This window comes from Velocimicrobium porci (genome assembly GCF_009696045.1).
GTDB lineage: Bacteria > Bacillota > Clostridia > Lachnospirales > Lachnospiraceae > Velocimicrobium > Velocimicrobium porci.
Genome location: NZ_VUMT01000003.1, coordinates 25,809 through 51,352, shown reverse-complemented (window position 1 = coordinate 51,352; position 25,544 = coordinate 25,809). Strand labels below are relative to the sequence as shown.

23 protein-coding genes and 1 other annotated feature are annotated in these 25,544 nt (G+C 33.9%); of the genes, 13 read left to right on the top strand and 10 right to left on the bottom strand.

The features are described 5' to 3' along the window. Positions 1 to 79 precede the first annotated feature (79 nt). The 4 genes from FYJ58_RS02950 to FYJ58_RS02935 form a co-directional block, all read right to left on the bottom strand. Positions 80 to 1,357, bottom strand: coding sequence for a hypothetical protein (locus FYJ58_RS02950; RefSeq protein WP_154517008.1), 1,278 nt, complete (start codon positions 1,355 to 1,357; stop codon positions 80 to 82). 203 nt (positions 1,358 to 1,560) lie between these two features. After that, positions 1,561 to 2,850: a leucine-rich repeat protein gene (locus FYJ58_RS02945; RefSeq protein ID WP_154517005.1), complete on the bottom strand. Its 1,290-nt coding sequence runs from the start codon at positions 2,848 to 2,850 to the stop codon at positions 1,561 to 1,563. Between the two features lie 90 nt (positions 2,851 to 2,940). Continuing rightward, entirely contained in the window at positions 2,941 to 3,825 is an 885-nt protein-coding gene (locus FYJ58_RS02940; protein WP_154517002.1) for a hypothetical protein, read from the bottom strand. Positions 3,826 to 3,914: 89 nt separating this feature from the next. Continuing rightward, a complete protein-coding gene (locus FYJ58_RS02935) occupies positions 3,915 to 4,262 on the bottom strand; it encodes a phage holin family protein (protein ID WP_154516999.1) in 348 nt (115 codons plus the stop codon). 145 nt (positions 4,263 to 4,407) lie between these two features. Between FYJ58_RS02935 and FYJ58_RS02930 the strand changes: the two genes are divergently transcribed. Beyond that, a complete protein-coding gene (locus tag FYJ58_RS02930; protein WP_154516996.1) occupies positions 4,408 to 4,590 on the top strand; it encodes a hypothetical protein in 183 nt (60 codons plus the stop codon). A 196-nt stretch (positions 4,591 to 4,786) separates the two neighbouring features. Here FYJ58_RS02930 and FYJ58_RS02925 read toward each other — a convergent pair whose 3' ends face one another. From FYJ58_RS02925 to FYJ58_RS02915, 3 genes are all read right to left on the bottom strand, one after another. Next, a complete protein-coding gene (locus tag FYJ58_RS02925; RefSeq protein ID WP_154516994.1) occupies positions 4,787 to 6,082 on the bottom strand; it encodes a leucine-rich repeat protein in 1,296 nt (431 codons plus the stop codon). 284 nt (positions 6,083 to 6,366) lie between these two features. Further along, positions 6,367 to 7,653 carry a leucine-rich repeat protein gene (locus FYJ58_RS02920; protein ID WP_154516991.1) on the bottom strand — a complete coding sequence of 429 codons (1,287 nt, stop codon included), beginning with the start codon at positions 7,651 to 7,653 and terminating at the stop codon, positions 6,367 to 6,369. A 121-nt stretch (positions 7,654 to 7,774) separates the two neighbouring features. Next, on the bottom strand, positions 7,775 to 9,070 hold the full coding sequence (locus FYJ58_RS02915) for a leucine-rich repeat protein (RefSeq protein ID WP_154516988.1): 1,296 nt from the start codon (positions 9,068 to 9,070) through the stop codon (positions 7,775 to 7,777). A gap of 285 nt (positions 9,071 to 9,355) precedes the next feature. On the opposite strand from FYJ58_RS02915, the gene FYJ58_RS02910 reads away from it, so the two are divergent. The 10 genes from FYJ58_RS02910 to FYJ58_RS02865 all read left to right on the top strand — a co-directional run bounded on the left by FYJ58_RS02910 (position 9,356) and on the right by FYJ58_RS02865 (position 15,559). Beyond that, positions 9,356 to 9,949 (top strand): GNAT family N-acetyltransferase, encoded by a 594-nt coding sequence (locus tag FYJ58_RS02910; protein ID WP_154516985.1) that lies wholly within the window; start codon positions 9,356 to 9,358, stop codon positions 9,947 to 9,949. 357 nt (positions 9,950 to 10,306) lie between these two features. Beyond that, positions 10,307 to 10,456, top strand: a complete 150-nt coding sequence (rpmG, locus tag FYJ58_RS02905; RefSeq protein ID WP_328597782.1) for a 50S ribosomal protein L33 — start codon at positions 10,307 to 10,309, stop codon at positions 10,454 to 10,456. Positions 10,457 to 10,489: 33 nt separating this feature from the next. Continuing rightward, positions 10,490 to 10,705 (top strand): preprotein translocase subunit SecE, encoded by a 216-nt coding sequence (secE, locus tag FYJ58_RS02900; protein WP_154516979.1) that lies wholly within the window; start codon positions 10,490 to 10,492, stop codon positions 10,703 to 10,705. A gap of 10 nt (positions 10,706 to 10,715) precedes the next feature. Then, positions 10,716 to 11,231 carry a transcription termination/antitermination protein NusG gene (gene nusG, locus FYJ58_RS02895; protein ID WP_154516976.1) on the top strand — a complete coding sequence of 172 codons (516 nt, stop codon included), beginning with the start codon at positions 10,716 to 10,718 and terminating at the stop codon, positions 11,229 to 11,231. A gap of 69 nt (positions 11,232 to 11,300) precedes the next feature. Next, positions 11,301 to 11,726, top strand: a complete 426-nt coding sequence (rplK, locus tag FYJ58_RS02890; protein WP_154516974.1) for a 50S ribosomal protein L11 — start codon at positions 11,301 to 11,303, stop codon at positions 11,724 to 11,726. Between the two features lie 164 nt (positions 11,727 to 11,890). After that, positions 11,891 to 12,583 carry a 50S ribosomal protein L1 gene (gene rplA / locus FYJ58_RS02885; protein ID WP_154516971.1) on the top strand — a complete coding sequence of 231 codons (693 nt, stop codon included), beginning with the start codon at positions 11,891 to 11,893 and terminating at the stop codon, positions 12,581 to 12,583. 131 nt (positions 12,584 to 12,714) lie between these two features. Beyond that, positions 12,715 to 13,317, top strand: coding sequence for a hypothetical protein (locus FYJ58_RS02880; protein ID WP_154516968.1), 603 nt, complete (start codon positions 12,715 to 12,717; stop codon positions 13,315 to 13,317). A 268-nt stretch (positions 13,318 to 13,585) separates the two neighbouring features. Continuing rightward, positions 13,586 to 13,715 (top strand) — a sequence feature (ribosomal protein L10 leader region). An 80-nt stretch (positions 13,716 to 13,795) separates the two neighbouring features. Beyond that, a complete protein-coding gene (gene rplJ, locus FYJ58_RS02875; RefSeq protein WP_154516965.1) occupies positions 13,796 to 14,296 on the top strand; it encodes a 50S ribosomal protein L10 in 501 nt (166 codons plus the stop codon). Positions 14,297 to 14,415: 119 nt separating this feature from the next. Further along, positions 14,416 to 14,781 carry a 50S ribosomal protein L7/L12 gene (gene rplL / locus FYJ58_RS02870; RefSeq protein WP_154516962.1) on the top strand — a complete coding sequence of 122 codons (366 nt, stop codon included), beginning with the start codon at positions 14,416 to 14,418 and terminating at the stop codon, positions 14,779 to 14,781. A gap of 412 nt (positions 14,782 to 15,193) precedes the next feature. Continuing rightward, the gene (locus tag FYJ58_RS02865) at positions 15,194 to 15,559 is read left to right on the top strand and encodes a hypothetical protein (protein WP_154516959.1); all 366 of its coding nucleotides are present in this window, start codon (positions 15,194 to 15,196) and stop codon (positions 15,557 to 15,559) included. Positions 15,560 to 15,769: 210 nt separating this feature from the next. Here the strand turns inward: FYJ58_RS02865 and FYJ58_RS02860 are convergent, their stop codons facing one another. Further along, entirely contained in the window at positions 15,770 to 16,027 is a 258-nt protein-coding gene (locus FYJ58_RS02860) for a YjfB family protein (RefSeq protein WP_235912537.1), read from the bottom strand. Next, positions 16,017 to 16,754 carry a DUF2089 domain-containing protein gene (locus FYJ58_RS02855; RefSeq protein WP_154516957.1) on the bottom strand — a complete coding sequence of 246 codons (738 nt, stop codon included), beginning with the start codon at positions 16,752 to 16,754 and terminating at the stop codon, positions 16,017 to 16,019. Before FYJ58_RS02855 ends, FYJ58_RS02860 begins: the two co-directional genes overlap by 11 nt. Before the next feature lie 489 nt (positions 16,755 to 17,243). Here FYJ58_RS02855 and rpoB point away from each other — a divergent pair, with 489 nt between their 5' ends. Both rpoB and rpoC read left to right on the top strand, forming a co-directional pair. After that, positions 17,244 to 21,158: a DNA-directed RNA polymerase subunit beta gene (gene rpoB / locus FYJ58_RS02850; protein WP_154516954.1), complete on the top strand. Its 3,915-nt coding sequence runs from the start codon at positions 17,244 to 17,246 to the stop codon at positions 21,156 to 21,158. Positions 21,159 to 21,178: 20 nt separating this feature from the next. After that, positions 21,179 to 24,838, top strand: a complete 3,660-nt coding sequence (rpoC, locus tag FYJ58_RS02845; RefSeq protein WP_154516951.1) for a DNA-directed RNA polymerase subunit beta' — start codon at positions 21,179 to 21,181, stop codon at positions 24,836 to 24,838. A gap of 341 nt (positions 24,839 to 25,179) precedes the next feature. Here the strand turns inward: rpoC and FYJ58_RS15345 are convergent, their stop codons facing one another. Continuing rightward, complete coding sequence (locus FYJ58_RS15345) at positions 25,180 to 25,476, bottom strand: DUF2752 domain-containing protein (RefSeq protein WP_408647361.1); 297 nt, start codon at positions 25,474 to 25,476, stop codon at positions 25,180 to 25,182. Positions 25,477 to 25,544 lie beyond the last annotated feature (68 nt).

The following is a 25,544-nucleotide window of genomic DNA, read 5'->3' as shown; positions in this document are numbered from 1 at the left end:
CAGAAATAAATAAGACATAGGAATTTGTTTTATTTGAAATTCCTATGTCTTATCTTATGATTTTTAAATAACAAAAAAGTTAACAGTAATAATTAAATAATAATCCGCCGTAGATAGAAGAAGCATATGGGTGATTGATTCCGGGCTTTTGAAAGTTCGGATAAGTAATTAATGTTTTATCTACATAATCGATCGGATTAATTGTAATATAAGCCGATTTTTTCATTAATGATGAAACGAGGGAGGAGGCTTTAGAAAAAAGCTTCTGCATATCTCCTTCTTCAATCGCCTGTCTTGCTAAAGACTTATCAATTGTAAGTTGATTTTTTTCGTTCCATTCAATACCACAGGATTCTAAATCATTTTTGAATGGTGTAAGACTATGCTTTATTTCCTGAATCAATTTTCTGGACATTCCCTGGTGTGATGGATATTCCCTTGCAAGTTGAATGATATGATTGTATGTATCGGTAAATTGTTCTACCGAAGAAAGTATCTTTTTGCTGTCTGGAATATAACCAATTTTAACTGGTTCATCGGTTGGTGCAGAAAGATTAAGTTTTAGACAGCGATTTAATATGAGCTGGTTGTTTGTGGCTTCTTTTTTCTCACCATTAATTGAAAAAGAAGCATTTGAAGAATTCTGAACTATGTTATTTAATCCATAGTATTCTACAAGCCCAATTTGATTTGCAGGAGAATCCGTATCTCGTAACTCAAATAATTTTTCTCCCCAATCACCAGTTTCGTTTGAAGTTATATGAAGTTCTATGTGGGAGGAATCAACCTCGTGGATAAAAGAACTTAAACCGATGTCTGCTTTATTTATTAAATCTGATAAATTTGCAAGAATCTTTTGGTTATCATCATCGGGAGTTGCTTTAAATTGAAATTCATATTGTTCATCGTCTATTTTGGCAATAAAACGATAGGAACCAGACTTTGGCCGATAACCTTTTATTGGTACTTCAATACTGGAATTAATCTGGGATTTTGCCAGGTTAGCAATTTCCAATGTAAAAGATTCAGGTAAATTCTCGGTGTCGTCATTTAGCAGACTGACAGAGGCTATTTCAGGATTACTTGAGTGTGCATTGATTGCATCAAATGGGTTATTGTCAGGTTGTATGAAAGAAGACAGTACGTTATTTAACTCCATGGATGCTTCTTTTAGACCAATTGCAAATAGCTGACTATCATCAGACATGCTAATACGGTACAAAGGTGCATTTTTATTCACCTTAATTATATGATTATAAATTCTTCTGAGTTCGCTCCGTTTGTGTGTATTGTTCGAAGCAGCTGTCTGCTTTGGTGAATAGCAAGTAAGCAAATGATTATAAACAGCTTGTATCATGAAAAAACCTCCTTTCCTGATAATGACCTTAATACTAAAAAAAATTACAATATTCTATTCTCATTATATCGCAAGTGTTAAATCTTGTCGATAGGAAAAAAGGCGAGAAAATTTTTACAATTATCGTTTGCAAGGAATATTGTAACGTTTGTGGATTCAGAGGCTGTTGCACGAAGTACTTCGTGCAACAGCCCCTGAAAAAATTAAAATTTCTTATTTGTATCGACACTAATTGGGAACGATCCAATTTCATTTTTTGTTTTCCCCTTTTTCTCAGTAACAACAAAGACAGCATTCCCTTGTTTTTTTGCAGTTACTTTTAATGTTCCATTTTCTATTTTTGCGGTAGCAATAGAAGAATCGCTGCTTTCGATTTGGTAAGTTGCTTTTTCATTTCGATTGTACAACATAGCATCAACATTAAATTCTGTTGTACCTTTTTCCAACTGGTAAAGAGAAAAGTATGGATTTAAAGCAATTTCTCCTTTTTTTACGGTTACTTTTACTTGCTTTTCAAGATGACTTCCGTCTGTTGTCATAACGGTAATGGTAGTTTCACCTTTTTTCTTTCCATCAACTTTTCCGTTTTGATTCACTTCTGCAATGGAAGGGTCATCACTGATATAGGCTAGTTTTTGGTTGGTTGCATAAAATGGTTCTATAAATGGGAACAAAAGATAAGATTCGTGAGTCTCTACCGTAATTGATTTTGGCAGATTTGTAATTTGTGTTGCTTTTACTGTTTTGTTGGAAAGCAATTTTGTTTTTATTTTGTTTCTCTTCGCATACTTGTATGCATAGGAATCTTTTTCGCAATAGATGGTTAGTTTATCACAACCTGTAAAAACATTTTTTTCAATTGTTTTTACACTAGCAGGCAGGTATATTTTTGTAAGGTTTTTGCAATTTTTAAAAGCATTCTTTTGTATTGTTTTTACTTTATTTGGGATTTTTATTTCTTTCAAACTTGTACAAAGAATAAAAGCATCTTGACAAATTGTTTTAATATTGCTTGGAAGTTGGATTTGACTTAAATTTTCACAAAACCTAAAAGCGCCTTTTGAAATCATAGTTAGAGCATTTGATAAATAGATATTTTGAAATTGTGCTGATTCAAAAACGGTTATTTCTAAGTTTGTAACACTATCTGGAACATAGAATCCTTTACTTGGTACCGTATAGAACGATGGATCGTCTACAAGATAAAATAATCCGGTAACTGGTTTTCCAAAGATAGAATCTTCAATAATGAGAAAATCTTGCGATTTTTGACTGGAGGATGACTCTAAAAAACAATAAAAAGAGTCGTTTTCTGGGCGATATTCATAACGTCCGATTCCATTCACAGAAATTCTGCCCTGCTCGGTATCTCCGTACCACGTGTTGGAAGTATTGCCATCATACCAACCGCCCCAGTCTGCTTTCGCAATCGCTGGAACGGTTAGTATAAGGGTTAGTAATAATGCAAGTTTGGTTTTTACGCTTTTTTTCATTTTCTTGTTTACTCCTTTTCTATTATTTGTAATTAATAGTATAACAAATATGGTTGTTTATTACAAATAATAGAAAAGAAAGAGTAATTTCTACATTGCTGTCTTTTTTGTAACTTTTAAGATAGAATCATGATCTCCGTTTCCAACAATATTTGCCGCTACAATCATGTTTCCGTTGGAGTCAAAATCAAGAGATTCTAACTCATAACTAGTATGAGTTTTTTTCTTGACAACAAGAATTTCCTGTGGGTAAAAGTATTCCGGGTAAGAATCCTTAGCTATGTTTCCTTCCAACCCTTTTGTGACAGTATGTCTATTGCTTAAATCGACAACTAAAATAGCATTTTCTTTAATTGGAGATTTTGGGTCATTTGGATTCTCTCTTTTTCCTAAAATAATATACAGATTTCCATTGTGATAGCAGATATCTTGAGGAACTCTAAATAAGTTATCATACTTCGGATTAATTACTTTGATAGGTTTAGTACCATCAAAAGAATATTTTTTGTCTTTACCAAATGTAATTACTTTATATTCGATATATTTTTCGCCATTATAATTACCGCTACCCGTTTTAACAATAAATGTATCATCATGAAAGTGTGTTATTCCAGATACACTGACATCACCAGAAGAGGGAGCAAACGTATATCGTTTATAATTATCATTTAAATCAATTTTTACGATATTTTTCGTTCTAGTGGCAACCCATAAAGCATTGTTATAATAAGCAACACCATTTCCATGACCCAGTTTATTTTTAATTACTACTTGTTTAGGACTTACCTTTGTATTGGAATAATCTGAATAATAAAATAAATCGCTGCTTGTATTTGCTGTGTTTGTTTTAATACAGTATGCCTTCTTTCCATTGATTGCAATACAACCAAAGTTTGTTTCCTGTCCAACTTTTGTATCTCCCACATCTCTAATCTTTTGTAAAGTAAGTGTATATTGCTTAAATTTTTTATCCATTTTAAAAATCTCCTTTGTGTTTTGATTTCATTTGTTTTATATTCGCTAGCGTGCTTATAATATATCATAATGATATCACTATGTCAATACTATTTTTGTAACTTTTTTTTGATTTCTTCCAAAATAGAATTAGGAATCGTCACTCCAATTTTGTTTAAATTCTCGAAAATACTCAAAATCTCATTGATACTGAAGAAAAGTAAAATCACGGATCGAGTACAGATATCCCCATCATATAAGCGTAAAGAATCAATTTGACTGGATACAGCAATACAAAGTAACATTCCAACTTTTTTTATAATTCCTTTGTATCCAATATTGGAACGAAATTCTTTTTTATAGAGTGCAGTTAAAACACCGGATACATAGTCAAACACCATCAAAAGAAGTAAGATTTGAAACGAATTGTCCCATTCTCCAAATAATATGAGTTTCATAGAAGTCTCCTTTCGTTTTTTTGTTAATGATATATTAATGATATCACTAAAATATTACCAATGCAACCATTTTCTTCTTGACATAAAAACATATGTTCTATATAATGGTAGTACAATAAAATACATTTGGGAGGCTATAGGAAATATGATGAACATATTAAGTACAAAGGAGAAACAAGTGATTCAAGGATATATTAGGGAAATGTTAGAGTTGTTTCAGGAAGAAGATATGCTAAAAGAAGAGGATTCGATTTATTTGCCAATGGGGGAATTGAGCGTTAATAAAAATGAATTGCGCTTGTTAGAAAAAAAGGTGCAAAAATTGTAACGACAGACCTGTTCAGTTCATTTGCAAGTGAATTATCATCGGGTAGTCTTGAAAAAGCAGAGTCCAAAAAACTTTTAGTTTTTTGGACTCTGTTTTTAAAATAAGATATAGCCATGATAATGAACAAAAGTTTTGGAATCAATGTGGATTCAGGGGCTGTTGCATGAATTACTTCGTGCAACAGCCCCTGAAAAAATTAAAATTTCTTATTTGTATCGACACTAATTGGGAACGATCCAATTTCATTTTTTGTTTTCCCCTTTTTCTCAGTAACCACAAAGACAGCATTCCCTTGTTTTTTTGCAGTTACTTTTAATGTTCCTTTTTCTATTTTTGCAGTAGCAATCTTAGAATCACTACTTTCAATTTGGTAAGTTGCCTTCGGATTTCTATTATACAACATAGCATCTACATTAAACTCTGTTGTCCCTTTTTCCAACTGATAAAGAGAGAAGTATGGATTTAAGGCAATTTCTCCTTTTTTTACCGTTACTTTTACTTTCTTTTCAAGATGACTTCCGTCTGTTGTCATAACGGTAATGGTAGTTTCTCCTTTTTTCTTTCCCTCTACCTTTCCATTTTGATTTACTTCTGCAATCGAAGGATCTTCACTGATATAAGCAAGGTTCTGATTTGTTGCATAAAAGGGCTCTACAAATGGGAACAAAAGATATGTTTCCTGAGTCCCTACCGTAATTGATTTTGGAAGATTTGTAATTTGTGTTGCTTTTACTGTTTTGTTGGAAAGTAGTTTTGTTTTTATTTTGTTTTTCTTCGCATACTTGTATGCATAGGAATCTTTTTGGCAATAGATGGTTAGTTTATCACAACCTTTAAATGCATTCTTTTCAATTGTTTTTACACTAGCAGGCAGGTATATTTTTGTAAGGTTTTTGCAATTTTCAAATGCTTTTTTTTCGATTATGGTTACCTTCTCTGGTATTTTTATTTGTTTTAAATTTGTGCAGTAACTAAATGCTCCTTCATTTATTTTTTTAAGTTTATCTGGAAGTTGAAGCTGTTTTACATTTTTACATCCTGCAAAAGCATATTTAGGAATTTTAGTAAGTGCTTTTGATAAATAGACATTTTGAAAATCAGCCCACTGAAAAACAAGTGAATCCAAATCTGTGACACTATCCGGGACATAGAATCCTTTGCTTGATACGGCATAGAACGGATCATCGTCCGCCATTATAAGATAAAACAATTTAGTAACAGGTTTTCCCCAAATAGAATCTTCAATACTGAAAAAATCTTGCGATTTGGGGTTGGAGGATGACTCTAAAAAACAGTAAAAAGAGTCGTTTTCTGGTTGATATCCATAACGTCCGATTCCATTCACAGGAATTCCTGCCTGATAGGTATCTCCGTACCACGTGTTGGAAGTATTGCCATCATACCAACCGCCCCAGTCTGCTTTCGCAATCGCTGGAACGGTTAGTATAAGGGTTAGTAATAATGCAAGTTTGGTTTTTACGCTTTTTTTCATTTTCTTGTTTACTCCTTTTCTATTATTTGTAATGAATAGTATAACAAATATGGTTGTTTATTACAAATAATAGAAAAGAAAGAGTAATTTTTACATTGCTGTCTTTTTTGTAACTTTTAAGATAGAATCATGATTTCCGTTTCCAACAATATTTGCCGCTACAATCATGTTTCCGTTGAAGTCAAAATCAAGAGATTCTAACTCATAACTAGTTTTTTAAAATCATCTTTGGTTAAAATGATGTATAATTTTTGATTATGATAACAAATTAGTGTAGAGAGCTTTTATTTGCTTTCTACACTAATTGGAAACGAACCAATTTCAATTTTATTCTTACCATTTAGCTCATTTACTGTAAATATAGCGTTCCCGGTTTTTTTAGCAGTTACCTTTAAAGTTCCATCTACAATTTTAGCCGTTGCGATTGCTGAATTATTGCTTTCGATTTGATAAGTTGCTTTTTCATTTCGATTGTACAACATAGCATCAACATTAAATTCTGTTGTTCCCTTTAGCAATTGATAGAGGGAAAAATAAGGATTTATCGACGTTTTTCCCTGGTTTACGGTTACTTTTACTTTTTCTTGGAGATGACTGCCATCCGTAGTCATAACGGTGATCGTTGTGGTACCCTTTTTCTTTCCATCAACTTTTCCATTTTGATTGACTTCTGCAATGGAAGGGTCATCACTGATATAGGCTAGTTTTTGGTTGGTTGCATAAAATGGTTCTATAAATGGGAACAAAAGATAAGATTCGTGAGTCCCTACCGTAATTGATTTTGGCAGATTTGTAATTTGTGTTGCTTTTACTGTTTTGTTGGAAAGTAGTTTTGTTTTTATTTTGTTTTTCTTCGCATACTTGTATGCATATGAATCTTTTTCGCAATAGATGGTTAGTTTATCACAACCTTTAAATGCATTCTTTTCAATTTTTGTTACACTCACAGGTAAATATATTTTTGTAAGGTTTTTGCAATTTTCAAATGCTTTTTTTTCGATTATGGTTACCTTCTCTGGTATTTTTATTTGTTTTAAATTTGTGCAGTAAGCAAATGCTTTTTCATCTATTCTTTTAAGTTTATCTGGAAGTTGAAGTTGTTTTACATTTTCACATTCTATAAAAGCACATTTAGGAATTTTAGTAAGTGCTTTTGATAAATAGACATTTTGAAAATCAGCCCACCGAAAAACAAGTGAATCCAAATCTGTGACACTATCCGGGACATAGAATCCTTTGCTTGATACGGCATAGAACGGATCATCGGCCGCCATTATAAGATAAAGCAGTTTAGTAACAGGTTTTCCCCAAATAGAATCTTCAATACTGAAAAAATCTTGCGATTTGGGGTTGGAGGATGACTCTAAAAAACAGTAAAAAGAGTCGTTTTCTGGTTGATATCCATAACGTCCGATTCCATTCACAGGAATTCCTGCCTGATAGGTATCTCCGTACCACGTGTTGGAAGTATTGCCATCATACCAACCGCCCCAGTCTGCTTTCGCAATCGCTGGAACGGTTAGTATAAGGGTTAGTAATAATGCAAGTTTGGTTTTTACGCTTTTTTTCATTTTCTTGTTTACTCCTTTTCTATTATTTGTAATTAATAGTATAACAGGTATGGTTATTTATACAAATAGTGGATTCAGGGGCTGTTGCACGAATTACTTCGTGCAACAGCCCCTGAAAAAATTAAAATTTCTTATTTGTATCGACACTAATTGGGAACGATCCAATTTCATTTTTTGTTTTTCCCTTTTTCTCAGTAACAACAAAGACAGCATTTCCTTGTTTTTTTGCAGTTACTTTTAATGTTCCATTTTCTATTTTTGCGGTAGCAATAGAAGAATCGCTGCTTTCGATTTGATAAGTTGCTTTTTCATTTCGATTGTACAACATAGCATCAACATTAAATTCTGTTGTTCCCTTTAGCAATTGGTAGAGGGAAAAATAAGGATTTATCGACGTTTTTCCCTGGTTTACGGTTACTTTTACTTTTTCTTGGAGATGACTTCCGTCTGTTGTCATAACGGTAATGGTAGTCGTACCTTTTTTCTTTCCTTCTACTTTTCCATTTTGATTGACTTCTGCAATGGAAGGGTCATCACTGATATAGGCTAGTTTTTGGTTGGTTGCATAAAATGGTTCTATAAATGGGAACAAAAGATAAGATTCGTGAGTCCCTACCGTAATTGATTTTGGCAGATTTGTAATTTGTGTTGCTTTTACTGTTTTGTTGGAAAGCAATTTTGTTTTTATTTTGTTTTTCTTCGCATACTTGTATGCATATGAATCTTTTTCGCAATAGATGGTTAGTTTATCACAACTTGTAAAAACATTTTTTTCAATTGTTTTTACACTAGCAGGCAGGTATATTTTTGTAAGGTTTTTGCAATTTTCAAATGCTTTTTTTTCGATTATGGTTACCTTCTCTGGTATTTTTATTTGTTTTAAATTTGTGCAGTAACTAAATGCTTCTTCATTTATTTTTTTAAGTTTATCTGGAAGTTGAAGCTGTTTTACATTTTTACATCCTGTAAAAGCACATTTGGGGATTTTAGTAAGTGCTTTTGATAAATAGACATTTTGAAAATCAGCGTCCCAAAAAACAAATAAATCCAAATCTGTGACACTATCCGGGACATAGAATCCTTTGCTTGACACGGTATAGAACGGATCATCATCCATCATAATATAAAGCAGTTCAGTAACAGGTTTCCCTAAAATAGAATCTTCAATAATAACAAAATCTTGCGATTTTTGACTGGAGGATGACTCTAAAAAACAATAAAAAGAGTCGTTTTCTGGGCGATATTCATAACGTCCGATTCCATCCGCGGTAATTTTTCCTTGATAGGCGTCATCTCCGTACCACGTGTTGGAAGTATTGCCATCATACCAACCGCCCCAGTCTGCTTTCGCAATCGCTGGAACGGTTAGTATAAGGGTTAGTAATAATGCAAGTTTGGTTTTTACGCTTTTTTTCATTTTATTGTTTACTCCTTTTCTATTATTTGTAATGAATAGTATAACAGGTATGGTTGTTTATTACAAATAATAGAAAAGAAAGAGTAATTTTTACATTGCTGTCTTTTTTGTAATTTGTTATAAATATATGTTAGGGATAATAGAATTCGGTTCCTGAAATTGATGGAATTGTAATAATCAAACGCATTTTTTTGAAAGTGAAAAAAGTATAGAATTAAAAAAAGGAGAAAAATTAAATTGTTGCAACATAAACAAAATGGAAGATAAGGATTGGAAGGAGATTATATGAAAGAAAAAAGAAATATGGACAATATGAATTTAAAAGAGCGATTAGAAGGTATATTTCCTATCAGATATGAAAATGTTTATGTTGATAAAGTAAATGGGGAACAATTATTAGAATTTAAGAAGAATTGTAAGATATATGATAATTCAGAAATTACATGTAGACCATTAATAAAAAGAACCGATGAAGAAACTTTGGATTTATTCAATAATATGTTGATGAATGAAAACACTTTTTTACTTGGTATATATGAAGTAGACGAAGAAAATAATCGAAGTGATAGGATTATTGGACGTATATCATTATATGATTTTAATGTAAGAAATAGAAGTGTAGAGATAGGCTATTATATGGATAGTATCTATAGAAGTAAAGGGATTATGAAGAGAGTAATGAGAGAAGTATGTTTTATATTGATTAATGTAGCAAAAATTAATAAAGTTTATGCTCAAACAGCTAGTTTTAATATAAAGTCAATAGGTTTACTATTATCAATTGGATTTAAATTGGATGCTAGATTGCGAGAACATCATGAATTAAAAGGAAAATTATATGACGATTACATCTTTAGTATAATTGCTAGTGATTTCTAAAATTAATAATAGAATGAGAATAATAAATGGAAATTTTATTAAATTTTTATAATGATCTTGTTTGTAGAGAGCTTAGTAAATAGCTACAGTGATGATAGATGCGTATGATAAAAATTAAAAGCATAGCATGTATCCATATATTTCACAAGTTAATTTCTATGATTGGATTGAAGACAATAAAAAATCAGATTTTTAAATAAATTTTTGTAAATTTTTACATAATTTATCGCTGCAAAACATCTTGACGAAACTTTAATTCTATGTTATAGTAGACAAGCGAGATGAAATAGGTCTTTTTTTTATGCCTAAAAATTCGTGTAAAACTGAAATCATAATAATCAATTGGAGGTGGCAATCGTGCGTGTAAAAATCACATTAGCATGTACAGAGTGCAAGCAACGTAACTACAACATGACAAAGGAAAAGAAAACTCATCCTGACAGAATGGAAACAAAGAAGTATTGCAAATTCTGCAGAACACATACATTACACAAAGAAACTAAATAATTGTTCTGTAATGCATGAAAGGAAAGTGAAAATATGGGAGATACTGCAAAGACTAACGAAACAGCCCAGAAGAATAGCTTTTTTAAAGGTTTGAAGTCTGAATTCAAGAAAATTATATGGCCTGACAAAGAAGCCCTTACAAAACAGACTGCTGGCGTTGTTGTTGTTACTGTAGCGTTGGGCATTATAATTTCTATCATTGATTTAGGAATTAAATTCGGTTTTGATAAAATTCTTCAATTAGGATAAGGGTGATTATATGTCAGAAGCAAAATGGTATGTGGTTCATACTTATTCCGGTTATGAGAATAAAGTAAAAGCCAACATAGAAAAAACAATTGAAAATAGAAAACTTCAGGATCAGATATTAGAAGTATCCGTTCCAATGCAGAATGTTGTTGAAGTAAAAAATGGTGCTAAGAAACAGGTTCAGAAAAAGATGTTTCCAGCTTATGTACTCATTAACATGATTATGAATGATGATACATGGTATGTTGTTCGTAATACAAGAGGTGTTACGGGATTCGTAGGACCAGGGTCAAAACCAGTTCCACTTACAGAAGAGGAAATGCTTAGCATGGGTCTTCGTGAGGAAAAAATGGAAGGCGGGTTTGAAGTTGGAGATTCTGTTGTTGTTACTTCCGGTGTATGGGAGAATACAACAGGTATTATTACAGAAGTGAATAACCAAAGACAGTTTGTTACAATTAACATTGATATGTTTGGTCGTGAAACTCCTGTTGAAATTGGTTTCTTAGATATTAAAAAAGTATGATTAAGATAATAGAATTAAAATTGATATCTAGATAGTGGATTATGCCACAAACTTAGGAGGTATGCTATAATGGCAAAGAAAGTTGAAGGTTATATTAAATTACAAATCCCTGCTGGAAAGGCTACACCAGCTCCACCAGTTGGTCCAGCTCTTGGTCAGCACGGTGTTAATATTGTTCAGTTTACAAAAGAATTTAACGCAAGAACAGCAAATCAGGATGGAATGATTATTCCAGTTGTTATTACTGTATATGCAGACAGAAGTTTTAGCTTTGTTACTAAGACTCCACCAGCTGCAGTATTATTAAAGAAAGCATGTAACATCCAGTCCGGTTCTGGTGTTCCAAACAAAAACAAAGTAGCAACAATCAAAAAAGAAGAAATTCAGAAAATTGCTGAATTAAAAATGCCTGACTTAAATGCAGGAAGCCTTGAAGCAGCTATGAGCATGATCGCTGGTACTGCTAGAAGTATGGGTATTACAGTAGAAGAATAATTAAGATTGTAACGAGAAGACAATATTCAGTTTTATATTATAAATTTTCGCATATTAAAAAGGATTTATTTCAAGAGATCGTTTTAGTGGGAGGAATATCTCACTATGTGAGATTTTGAAAGCGAAAGCTTTATATCCCGATAATACCACAGGAGGTTAAAGAAATGAAAAGAGGAAAGAAATATACTGAAGCTGCTAAGCTTGTTGACAGAGCAGTTCAATATGATACAGAAGAAGCTATCAGCTTAGTTAAGAAAACAGCTGTTGCAAAATTCGATGAAACAGTAGAAGCACATATTAGACTTGGTGTAGACGGACGTCACGCAGATCAGCAGGTTCGTGGTGCGGTTGTATTACCACACGGAACAGGTAAAACAGTTCGTGTACTTGTATTTGCAAAAGGCGAAAAATTAGATGAAGCAAAAGCTGCTGGTGCAGACTTCGTAGGTGGAGATGAATTAATTCCAAGAATCCAGAACGAAGGCTGGTTTGATTTTGACGTTGTAGTAGCAACTCCAGATATGATGGGCGTTGTTGGTCGTTTAGGACGTGTGCTTGGACCAAAAGGCTTAATGCCAAACCCAAAAGCTGGTACTGTAACAATGGATGTTACAAAAGCTGTTCAAGATATTAAAGCAGGTAAGATCGAATATAGATTAGATAAAACAAATATTATCCATGTTCCAGTTGGAAAGGCTTCTTTCTCTGAAGAACAATTAAAGGATAACTTTACAACACTTATGGATGCAATTGTAAAAGCTAGACCAGCTGCTGCAAAAGGTCAGTATTTAAAGAGTGTAACTCTTACTAATACAATGGGACCTGGTATCCGTATTAATACAACTAAATTTGCTTAAGAATTAAGAATTGCTAATTAAGCAGGGTTATTTTTAAGCATTGAAATAAAAGTGGAATTTTCGTTTGAAAATTCCACTTTTTTGGTTTTTACAATATTCATTGAAAAATAAACTGATGGGGAGAAAAACAGATGAAAGCGTTTGAGTATAAAATGGATATAGAAGATTCTTTTAATGAAAACAGGTATGATGATTTTGAAAATAAGGATTTTGAGTCTGTAAAACTTTCTGAACTTATAAAACTTTGTGATTCGTATTGTTTTTATTTTACTTTAACAGAGCAGACAGTATTTTTATATAATGGTTTACAGTATAAAAAGTTAATGGAAAGATTAGAGCCATATTTAGTAACATCATTTTTAACAAAAGAGTGGTATTCCTATTTTACTTCGGATGAAAATAAATTGAAAATATCAGTATACTATTTAAATGAACAGACAAAGGATATACTTTTGAATATGTTTTATGATATGTTTATGAAGCCGAAATTAGGATTTAATAATCCAAATGAATCTTTACCCGAGGATCTTTGCTTTTTCAGAAAAGATAAATCTTTATTTTTTGGAAGTGTATCCCATGAATCCATAGCACGCTTTTATGTAACAGAAGCAGAGCTGGAAAGCTGTGAAATCCCAGGAACATTTAAAGAACTTCCTTATGAGACAATTTCTACTTATAGTGGGGAAAAATTATGTTTATGGAATAACTATGATGTTACTTTTTCAGATAAATAAAATAAAAGGGAACGCAATCAGTAATTTTAGTCTTTATAAAATGTAGTCGATATCCTTTTTTAAAGCTTTTTATAGTGTGTTAATCTGATTTAAAATCATCGGTAGATGTTTTATATAAGAATAAACCTTCACTTGCTATTATACCTCTTTTTTAAAATATTGGCTATTTTTGTAAACAACAATTACTGAAATTTTATTGTGACGGGTATTGACAAGTACTGACGCATATGTTATAATTCAATAGTTCTGTGTAAAAGTGATTTTGGACAGAACTTTTAAATAGCTGCCGAAGACAGTAGGTGTCTTTTCGAAGACGTAAGTTGATCGCCTACCGAGGAAGAGTATAGAATGACTTTTCGCCCTCGCTGTCTTGCAGTGGGGGCTTTTCGGTATTATAAAGAGCAGAATGCTCGAACCGGAGTTAGCTGGGAATCGTATCTTAGCTATTCGGGAAAATCTATAAGGAGGTAAATCAGAAATGGCAAAGGTAGAAATCAAACAACCTATCGTTGATGAAATCAAAGGATATGTTGCAGATGCAAAATCAGCAGTATTAGTTGATTACCGTGGATTAACAGTTGCAGAAGATACTGCACTTCGTAAAGAGTTAAGAGAAGCTGGTGTTGTATACAAAGTATACAAAAACACACTTATGAAACGTGCTTTCGAAGGAACAGATTATGAGCAGTTATTCCAGCACTTAGATGGTCCTACAGCAGTTGCATTCGGTATTGAAGATGCTACAGCACCTGCAAGAATTTTAGCAAAACATGCAAAAACAGTAGAAGCTTTAGAATTCAAAGGTGCAGTTGTAGAAGGTACTTACTACGACGTAGATGGAGTAAAGGTAATCGCTTCTATTCCATCCAGGGAAGAACTTATTTCCAAATTACTTGGAAGTTTACAGTCCCCTATTACAAACCTTGCTCGTGTGCTTAACCAGATCGCTGAAAAAGGCGGAAATGAAGCAGCTGAGTAATTAGAATCAGGCATAGCTTGACGACAAAAAAGATGATCTGTGATTTATAAATTATATGAATCAGGTGAAATCTTTTATACAAAGATAAACGAAAATAAAAATTTATGGAGGTATTTAAAATGACAACTCAAGAATTTATCGATGCTATCAAAGGCATGACAGTTTTAGAATTAAATGATTTAGTAAAAGCATGTGAAGAAGAATTTGGTGTATCTGCAGCAGCTGGTGTTGTAGTTGCAGCAGCTGGAGCTGGTGAAGCAGCTGGAGAAGAAAAATCTGAATTCGATGTTGAATTAACAGATGTTGGTGCTAACAAAGTTAAAGTTATCAAAGTAGTTCGTGAAGTTACAGGCTTAGGCTTAAAAGAAGCTAAAGAAGTAGTTGACGGAGCTCCTAAGGTAGTTAAAGAAGGCGCTAGCAAAGAAGAAGCTGAAGACATCAAAGCTAAATTAGAAGCTGAAGGTGCTAAAGTTACATTAAAATAATTATTTCTGATTTATCATCTCCCAAGTGTTTTTAAACATTTGGGAGATTTTAAATTTGAGTGAAAGAACGCAGAAAGACGCTTGTATGCAGAAGTTCGAATTGCTGTATGTAGGCGTTTTTTGTGTATAAATTATTAAAATAATAAATAATTATGCAAAGCATGCCAAAAAATGACCAACTATGCCAACTTTATTGACAGAAAGGAATTGGAATGATACGGTAAAAGAGATGATTGTAAAACATATTTATACAGGTGCCAATTAATCCTTTTCATACAGAAGTGATTAAAAAAGTATGGTTGTAAACTTAAAAAAATCTGACAACTTTGATTTTACGAGTCAATGATGGTATTATGAAACCATCTAATCCAGTTTACATACCAGGAGATTGAATTATGAAAGGAGACTATATATGTTTTTCAGCTTTATGACCTTAGACGAATTAGTAAAAATTTTGGATATTACTGCCCATAAATGGGATTTGGTGCTAAATAAAGAGTCAGTACATATAGATCATCCGTTTGGAACAACAAAAGAAGGATATATTTTACAAAATACGGAAGGAATGTTAGACCCTGTACAAAAAGTATTATGCAATGTTTTTGAGAATGATAAGAAGATAGACTTTCTTAAAGTTGTTCATGACGGTGTACATGGTACTTTGTCAGTTCAAGCGTTTGGAATTGGATCAAAAGTCTTATTAGATTATTATATATGTGCGAGTGAAACAGAAGAGGAAAATGAGATAAAGAAATTTATTGACATGATAATCGCATGAAGGTTCCTCTTTTCTGTTAAATTTTATTTTAATCCTTTTTTAAGAAAAGTCTGTGAAGTTTTAAAGGGATTAAATTTTGATATGTCAGGGAGTAGTTCTTCTACGTGGTATGCACGTAAACCAGTAAGAGGTGGTTTGGTAATCAGGTTTATTAAAGGGCTGTTGCAAATTTATTCACAATTTGCAACAGCCCTGCTTCTTGGTCAAATACTATAAACGAATATCAATATTTGTTCCAAGGTTTGGAGTTACGGATTGCTCCATCATTTGAATCATACTTTCACTGATTGCTTCAGTAGTATCCATTGACTTTGCCAACATAGCTGTGCTGAAATCATTCATTACTTTTGTCTGGGCAAGTGCCATCGATAATCCGGCAATATCCATACTAATTCCTCCATTCCAAATTGTATTATGTAAGATATCATTTATTATATCGACGATTGCATTAATTTTTTTAATGTTCAATCAATTCAATATATCCATAGCCATTGATACAGAGTCCGGTCCATTCTAAAATTGCTGCTACAGTGGAAATCATTCTAAGACATGAATCTCCTTTTTGTGCGTGGTAAGTATTTGCAGCGATATAACCTTCAACGGAATCGAATGGAAGGTCATTGCTTCCTAATTTCCCTTTCATGGCATTTCCTTTTATAGCACGACCGTTTTTTTGCTGTAACAGGGTAATTGTCTGGTCAAAAACACTCCAATGCAGAATTCGGTTAGAAGGAAGGTTGGTGGCACAAAGACCATTTCCATATTCTTCATAATAAATATAAAAGTCTGTTCCTTTAGGAAGTGTCAGTTTAACAAGACCATTAGCCATATTTAACTGACTTTTGATTTTTTGTATAACAAGACTATCATTTTTATAAATTGGAAGTTCGCGTATTGCCGGTTCCGGAAGATTAGGTGTATCCACTGGTGGTTTTAATCCTAGAGTGACTTGAATTACATGAAGTCTCTTTTTAACAGCAGGATAGGAAAGTTTTAGTTGCTTTTGGAGTTCTTTTAAATTGCCATTATATTGAATAAATAACTCAATAAAAAGTAAATCTTCTTCTTTTAAAAAGGAAAATTTGTTTAAAGAAAATTCATTTGATAATTCTAATCCACATGTTCGGCAGGAAAGCTTTGTAGCGATGAGCTTTTCATTGCAGACCGGACAATATCCGATAATATGTTGAGCCATAAATACCTCCGTATATATATCTGTAAAAATAATTTATTTTACCTTATTGTAACGGAGCTTAGAATAAAAAGTCAATGAAGTGATACCTTTTTATATAGAAGAAATGCAAAAAAAATTAAAAAACTAAAAATTAATAATTTAAAAAACTAAAAAAGATAGAATTAAATTTTTTAAAAGGAATTTTAATTAGTAGGAAAGAAAAATAATTACTAAGTTTAAAAAAAAGGAAATATAAAAAAGATTTGTCAAGAAAATAAAATTGGACAACAAAAAAACACCCCGAAATAGTGGTTGACATCTGGGATATGTTATGATAAGATGAAAAATGCACTATTGTGGTGTTGTATGCTCAAATTCAATATCTAAAGAGATTATAGCATATAAAAATCACATAGTAAAGAACTTTTCATAAATTTTGTAAATCTGTATAAGATTTTTAAGAATGATAAAAATCTTATACTTAAATAAAATAAAGGGGTGAAAACATCAATGGAAAAAAACAGAATTCGACCAGTAAAAGTTGGTAACGGTGTAAGAATGAGTTTTTCTCGCCAAAAAGAAGTTTTAGAGATGCCAAATCTGATTGAAGTTCAGACAGATTCTTACAAATGGTTCTTAGAAGAAGGACTTAATGAAGTTTTCAGAGACATTTCTCCAATTGAAGATTATAGTGAGCACCTAAGCTTAGAATTTGTAAGCTTTGTATTGTGTGAGGATGATGTAAAGTATTCAATTGAAGAATGTAAGGAACGAGATGCTACTTATGCAGCTCCATTGAAGGTTAAGGTAAGACTTCGCAACAAAGAAACAGAAGAAATTACTGAGCATGATATTTTCATGGGTGACCTTCCATTAATGACCGCTACAGGAACATTTATTATCAATGGTGCAGAACGTGTTATCGTTAGCCAGTTGGTACGTTCTCCTGGTATTTACTATGCAATTGGTCATGATAAAATCGGTAAGAAATTATATTCCTCAACGGTTATTCCAAACCGTGGTGCCTGGTTAGAATATGAAACAGATTCCAATGATGTTTTCTTTGTACGTGTAGATAGAAACAGAAAGGTGCCTGTTACAGTTTTAATCCGTGCATTGGATCACAGTGTATATGATTATAGTGCAGACCCTAATAAAGGCTGGAATATTGACGAAGAAATCCGTAGTGCGACAAACAGTCAGATTACAGAGTTCTTTGGTGAAGAACCAAAGATTTTAGCAAGTATTCAAAAAGACTCTTCTGACAATTATCAAGATGGTCTTCTTGAATTATATAAAAAGCTTCGTCCGGGTGAACCACTTTCTGTAGATAGTGCTGAAAGTTTAATCCGCAGCATGTTCTTTGATGCAAGAAGATATGACCTTGCTAAGGTTGGAAGATACAAATTTAATAAGAAATTGGCCTTAAAGAATCGTATTGCAGGTTTCCGTCTTGCAGAAGATGTTATTGATATGGAAACCGGAGAAGTTGTAGCAGAAGAAGGCACTATGATATCAGAAGAACTTGCTACAAAGATTCAGAATACAGGTACTGCTTTTGTGTGGATTGAAACAGAAGATAGAAAAGTAAAAGTTGTTTCAAACCGTATGGTAGATATCGAAAGCTTTATGGATGTAAAGAGAGAAGAACTCGGTATTACAGAAGATGTTTATTACTTTGCATTAAAATATATTTTAGATAACTATGCTACACTAGAAGAGCAGAAAGAAGCAGTTAAGCAGAATATTAATAAGTTAATTCCAAAGCATATTACAACTTGGGACATTTTTGCTTCCATTAATTATAATATGCATTTAGAATACGGAGTTGGTTTTGATGATGATATTGACCACTTAGGAAACAGAAGAATTCGTGCAGTTGGTGAATTATTACAAAATCAATATAGAATCGGTCTTTCCAGAATGGAACGTGTTGTACGTGAGCGTATGACAACACAGGATATCGAGGGTATTTCTCCTCAATCCTTGATTAATATTAAGCCGGTTACAGCTGCGGTAAAGGAATTCTTTGGAAGTTCCCAGTTATCTCAGTTCATGGATCAGAACAACCCTCTTAGTGAATTGACACATAAGAGACGTTTATCTGCATTGGGACCAGGTGGTTTGTCCAGAGATAGAGCCGGATTCGAGGTTCGTGACGTACATTATTCTCACTATGGAAGAATGTGTCCGGTAGAAACTCCTGAAGGTCCTAACATCGGTCTTATTAACTCTTTAGCATCTTATGCAAGAATTAATGAATATGGATTTATTGAAGCACCTTATCGTACATTAGATAAGTCTGACCCATTAAATCCAAGGGTAACTGATGACGTCGTATATTTGACAGCAGATGAAGAAGATAAATATGTTGTAGCACAGGCCAATGAGCCTTTAGATGAGAGTGGATACTTTGTTCATACAAATGTATCCGGACGTTTTAGAGAAGAAACCTCCGAATTCGAGAAGAAGAAAATTGATTTAATGGACGTATCTCCTAAGATGGTATTCTCTGTTGCGACAGCGATGATTCCATTCCTTGAAAACGATGATGCGAACCGTGCGTTAATGGGTTCCAACATGCAGCGTCAGGCGGTACCTCTTCTTGTAACAGAAGCACCGGTTGTTGGTACAGGTATGGAGATGAAAGCGGCAGTTGACTCTGGTAACTGTGTGCTTGCAAAAGCAGATGGTGTTGTAGAGCGTTCTGCTTCTAACGAAATTATTATTAAGAATGAAGATGGTTCTAAGACTACTTATAAATTAGAGAAATTTGTAAGAAGTAACCAGGGAACATGTATGAACCAAAGACCAATTGTAATCCGTGGCGATAAGGTTAAGAAAGGTCAGGTAATCGCAGATGGACCTTCTACTTCCGGCGGTGAGATTGCACTTGGTAAAAACCCATTAATTGGATTTATGACATGGGAAGGTTATAACTACGAGGATGCTGTACTTCTTAGTGAACGTCTTGTTCAAGAAGACGTATATACATCTGTTCATATAAATGAATATGAAGCAGAAGCTCGTGATACAAAACTTGGACCAGAAGAAATTACAAGAGATGTTCCTGGTGTTGGCGATGACGCATTAAAGGATTTGGACGAAAGAGGTATTATCCGTATCGGAGCAGAAGTTCGTGCCGGTGATATTTTAGTTGGTAAAGTAACACCTAAGGGAGAAACAGAACTTACAGCAGAAGAACGTTTACTTCGTGCTATTTTCGGTGAAAAAGCCCGTGAAGTAAGAGATACTTCCCTTCGTGTACCTCATGGTGAATTTGGTATTATTGTAGATGCAAAAGTATTTACAAGAGAAAATGGAGATGAATTATCTCCGGGAGTAAATCAGTCTGTTCGTATTTATATTGCTCAGAAGAGAAAGATTCAAGTAGGAGATAAGATGGCTGGTCGTCATGGTAACAAGGGTGTTGTTTCCAGAGTTCTTCCAGTTGAAGATATGCCATTCCTTCCAAACGGAAGACCTTTGGATATCGTGCTTAACCCTCTGGGTGTACCTTCTCGTATGAACATTGGACAGGTACTTGAGATTCACCTTTCCTTAGCTTCTAAGGTATTAGGATTTAATGTTGCGACACCGGTATTTGACGGTGCAAATGAGTACGACATTATGGATACATTAGAGCTTGCAAATGATTATGTAAATACTCCATTAGAAGAGTTTGAAGCAAAATATAAAGATGTTCTTGATCCAGAGCTTATGAAATATTTATTGGAAAACCAAGAATACAGAAAACAATGGGAAGGCGTACCAATTAACCGTGATGGTAAGGTAAGACTTCGTGATGGTAGAACAGGAGAATATTTCGATGGTGCAGTAACAGTCGGCTTCATGCACTACTTGAAACTTCACCACTTAGTAGATGATAAGATTCATGCTCGTTCCACTGGTCCTTACTCCCTTGTAACACAACAGCCATTAGGTGGTAAAGCACAGTTCGGTGGTCAGCGTTTCGGAGAAATGGAAGTTTGGGCATTGGAAGCATATGGTGCTGCTTATACCCTTCAAGAAATTTTAACAGTAAAATCCGATGATGTTGTTGGACGTGTTAAAACTTACGAAGCAATTATTAAAGGTGATAACATTTCTGAACCTGGTATTCCGGAATCCTTCAAGGTATTATTGAAAGAGCTTCAATCTCTTGCATTAGATGTAACTGTTCTTGATGAAAATGGAGAAGAAATTCCAATGACAGAAAGCATTGATTACGGTGATGAAGAATTAACTCCATTAATTGAAGGTGATGACAACTTTGGATTTGGAAATGAATCCTTTGAAGGTGCTGGCTTTACAGAGAAAGCAGCAGAAGAATTAAATGATGAGCAAGTATTTGGCGGCTTTGAAGGTTTTGAAGATAGCGATGAGAATATAGAAATCGCAGAAGAAGCGGACGATTTTGAATAATATAGAAGGGAGCGCCTAAGATGTCAGAAATCAACAGTGTGAATGAAGAGCAAAATTTAACCTATGATGCAATTAGAATCAGACTGGCTTCCCCTGAAAAGATTAGAGAATGGTCTAGGGGTGAAGTAAAGAAGCCTGAAACTATCAACTATAGAACATTAAAACCTGAAAAAGACGGGCTTTTCTGTGAAAAGATTTTTGGACCACAAAAAGACTGGGAGTGTCATTGTGGTAAATATAAAAAAATTAGATATAAAGGTGTCGTTTGTGACCGATGTGGTGTCGAAGTAACAAAAGCAAGTGTTCGTCGTGAAAGAATGGGACACATTGAGCTTGCTGCTCCCGTTTCCCACATTTGGTATTTTAAAGGAATTCCTAGTAGAATGGGTCTGATTTTAGACCTTTCTCCTAGAACCTTGGAAAAAGTATTATATTTTGCTTCTTATATTGTATTGGATAAAGGGAATTCTGACCTTCAATACAAACAGGTATTAAATGAAAAAGAATACCAGGAAGCAAGAGAAAAATTCGGTGATGCATTTCGTGTAGGTATGGGTGCAGAGTCAATTCAAGAGTTATTGAAAAATATTGATCTTGAAAAAGAGTCAAGAGAATTAAAGAAGGAATTAAAAGATTCTACAGGCCAAAAGAGAGCAAGAATTATTAAACGTCTTGAAGTAGTAGAAGCATTTAGAGAATCAGGAAACCGTCCGGAGTGGATGATTCTTACGGTTGTTCCAGTAATTCCACCAGATATTCGTCCTATGGTTCAGTTAGACGGTGGTCGTTTTGCTACTTCGGATATGAATGATTTATATCGTAGAATCATCAACAGAAATAATCGTTTAAAACGTTTGTTAGATCTTGGTGCACCAGATATTATCGTTCGTAATGAAAAAAGAATGCTTCAGGAAGCTGTCGATGCATTAATCGATAACGGAAGAAGAGGAAGACCAGTTACAGGTCCTGGTAATCGTGCATTAAAATCTCTTTCTGATATGTTAAAAGGTAAACAGGGACGTTTCCGTCAGAACTTACTTGGTAAGCGTGTTGACTATTCCGGACGTTCTGTTATCGTAGTAGGACCAGAACTTAAGATTTACCAGTGTGGTCTTCCAAAAGAGATGGCAATTGAATTATTTAAGCCATTTGTTATGAAAGAATTAGTAGCAAAGGGAATTGCCCATAATATTAAATCTGCTAAGAAAATGGTAGAACGTCTTCAGTCAGAAGTATGGGATGTATTAGAAGAAGTAATCAGAGAACATCCTGTTATGTTAAACCGTGCTCCGACTCTTCACAGACTTGGTATTCAGGCATTTGAGCCAACATTAGTAGAGGGTAAAGCAATCAAGCTTCATCCACTTGTATGTACTGCATTTAATGCCGATTTCGATGGTGACCAGATGGCTGTCCATCTTCCACTTTCCGTTGAAGCACAGGCAGAGTGCCGTTTCTTACTTTTGTCACCAAATAACTTACTGAAACCATCTGATGGTGGTCCTGTAGCCGTTCCTTCACAGGATATGGTGCTTGGTATTTATTATTTAACACAGGAAAGACCGGGTGCAAAAGGAGAAGGACGTTACTTTAAGAATGTAAATGAAGCGATTCTTGCATATGAAAATGAAGGAATTACTTTGCATGCTAAAATTAAAGTAAGAAGATTTGGTATTAATGCAGACGGAGTAGAAGAGTCAAGAATTATCGAATCTACATTGGGACGTTTTATCTTTAATGAAATTATTAGTCAGGATTTAGGATTTGTCGACAGAAGCAATCCAGATAATTTCTTAAAACCTGAAATTGATTTCCATGTAGGTAAAAAACAATTAAAACAGATTTTGGAAAAATGCATCAATACACATGGAGCTACAAAAACAGCTGAAACATTAGATGCAATTAAATCCTTAGGATATAAATATTCCACAAGAGCTGCCATGACGGTATCTATTTCTGACATGACAGTACCACCAAGAAAGAAAGAAATTATTGCTGAAGCAGAAGCAACAGTAGCTAAGATTTCAAAAGATTTCCGCCGTGGTCTTACAACCGAAGAAGAGCGTTATAAGGCAGTTATTGAAACTTGGAAAGAAGCCGATGATGAAATCACAGAGGCACTTCTTACCGGTCTTGATAAATACAATAACATTTACATGATGGCTGACTCCGGAGCCCGTGGTTCTGACAAGCAGATTAAACAGCTTGCCGGTATGCGTGGTCTGATGGCGGATACATCAGGTAGAACAATCGAACTTCCTATTAAGTCAAACTTCCGTGAAGGTCTTGACGTACTGGAATACTTTATTTCTGCCCATGGTGCTCGTAAAGGTCTTTCTGATACAGCTCTTCGTACAGCCGATTCAGGTTACCTGACACGTCGTCTTGTTGATGTATCACAAGATTTGATTATTCGTGAAACAGACTGTACAGAGGGAACCGGTCGTGAAATTCCAGGTATGTGGATTAAAGCATTTACAGATGGAAAAGAAATGATTGAAAGCCTGGAAGAAAGAATGACAGGAAGATATTCCTGTGAAACAATTTATGATGACAATGGTGAGATTATCGTTAAAGCAAATCATATGATTACACCAAAACGTGCTGCAAGAATTGTTAATACAAAAGCATTTATTGAAGCAGGTGACAAGGCTAAGATTAAGATTCGTACAATTCTTACATGTCGTTCCCATATTGGTGTATGTGCAAAATGTTATGGTGCGAACATGGCTACAGGTGAGGCAGTACAGGTTGGTGAAGCAGTTGGTATCATCGCTGCCCAGTCTATCGGTGAACCAGGTACACAGCTTACAATGCGTACATTCCATACAGGTGGTGTAGCCGGTGACGATATCACACAAGGTCTTCCTCGTGTCGAAGAGCTTTTTGAAGCAAGAAAACCAAAGGGTCTTGCTATTATCGCAGAGTTCGGTGGAACAGTAACAATTAATGATACAAAGAAAAAACGTGAAGTTATTGTAACAAATAAAGAAACAGCAGAATCGAAAGCTTATTTAATTCCTTATGGATCCAGAATTAAAGTATTAGATGGTCAGGAATTAGAAGCTGGTGATGAACTGACAGAAGGTAGTGTAAATCCACATGATATCTTGAAGATTAAAGGTGTTCGTGCAGTACAGGATTACATGATTCAAGAAGTTCAAAGAGTTTATCGCCTTCAAGGTGTAGAAATCAATGATAAGCATATCGAAGTAATTGTACGTCAGATGCTTAAGAAAATCCGTATTGAAAATAATGGAGATTCTGAGTTCTTACCGGGAACACTAGTAGATACACTTGAATTTGATGACGAAGTAGAACGTTTGGAAGCAGAAGGAAAACAGGTGCCAGAAGGTAAACAGGTAATGCTTGGTATTACAAAGGCATCCTTAGCAACAAACTCATTCTTGTCTGCCGCTTCTTTCCAGGAAACTACAAAAGTTCTTACAGAAGCAGCAATTAAAGGAAAAGTTGACCCATTGATTGGTCTGAAAGAAAATGTAATTATCGGTAAATTAATTCCAGCTGGTACTGGTATGAAGAGATATCGCAATATTCAGTTGAATACAGATGCTCATGAAGAAATTACAATTTCAGAAGAAGATATCAATGAGAATGCTAATAGCGAAGCTACTTCTCAAGAAGAAGGACAGCAAATTACTGTAGATACAGAAGAATAAGAAGATAAATAAAGAACGGGGTTGTCGCTTCGAACGAATGAAATTTCGTGAGGCGGCATCCTCGTTTTTTCGAATATAATAGGTATTATAAAAGTTTTTGAGTTGCACGAATGAAGGTAAAGTTGTCTTCTAAGTAATTCAGTTATCATACAAAATTCCATCTATTACTTTTATTTGTTTTAAGTTGGAGCTTTTGAGGCATTTCCCATTTTGAACAGTTAGAGTTCACAATATAAACAGAGCCGTCAGAATGTTGGTAGATTTGTGTTTCTTTAACAGGTTAATTATATCTAGATATTTACAATCCTTTCAAGGGATGTTTTTGGCAATTTTAGTAGATCTTAGCTATAAATTGGTGCTAAAAAAGAAAATGACGGAAGATTTCTTAAAATTCCGAAAATAATTAAAAAGATTATAAATAGAATAAAACAATTGTTCATTTTTTTATTAACGTCCATTGTACCTTTTTTTACATATTGAATCATTAAAATGACAATGAAAACAGTGAGAATTGGTATAAGAAAAAAAAGGAGACGATTATAGTAAAATGCAGATTTAATATTTCCATGGAGTAGTTGGATTAGCATTCTTGTCATACCACAGCCGGGGCAGTATAGACCTGTGATTTTATAGAACATGCATGGTAGATAAAGACCGGTTTGCTCTCCCCAGATGTAATAAAGTATTCCAACTACAAGAATAAAAA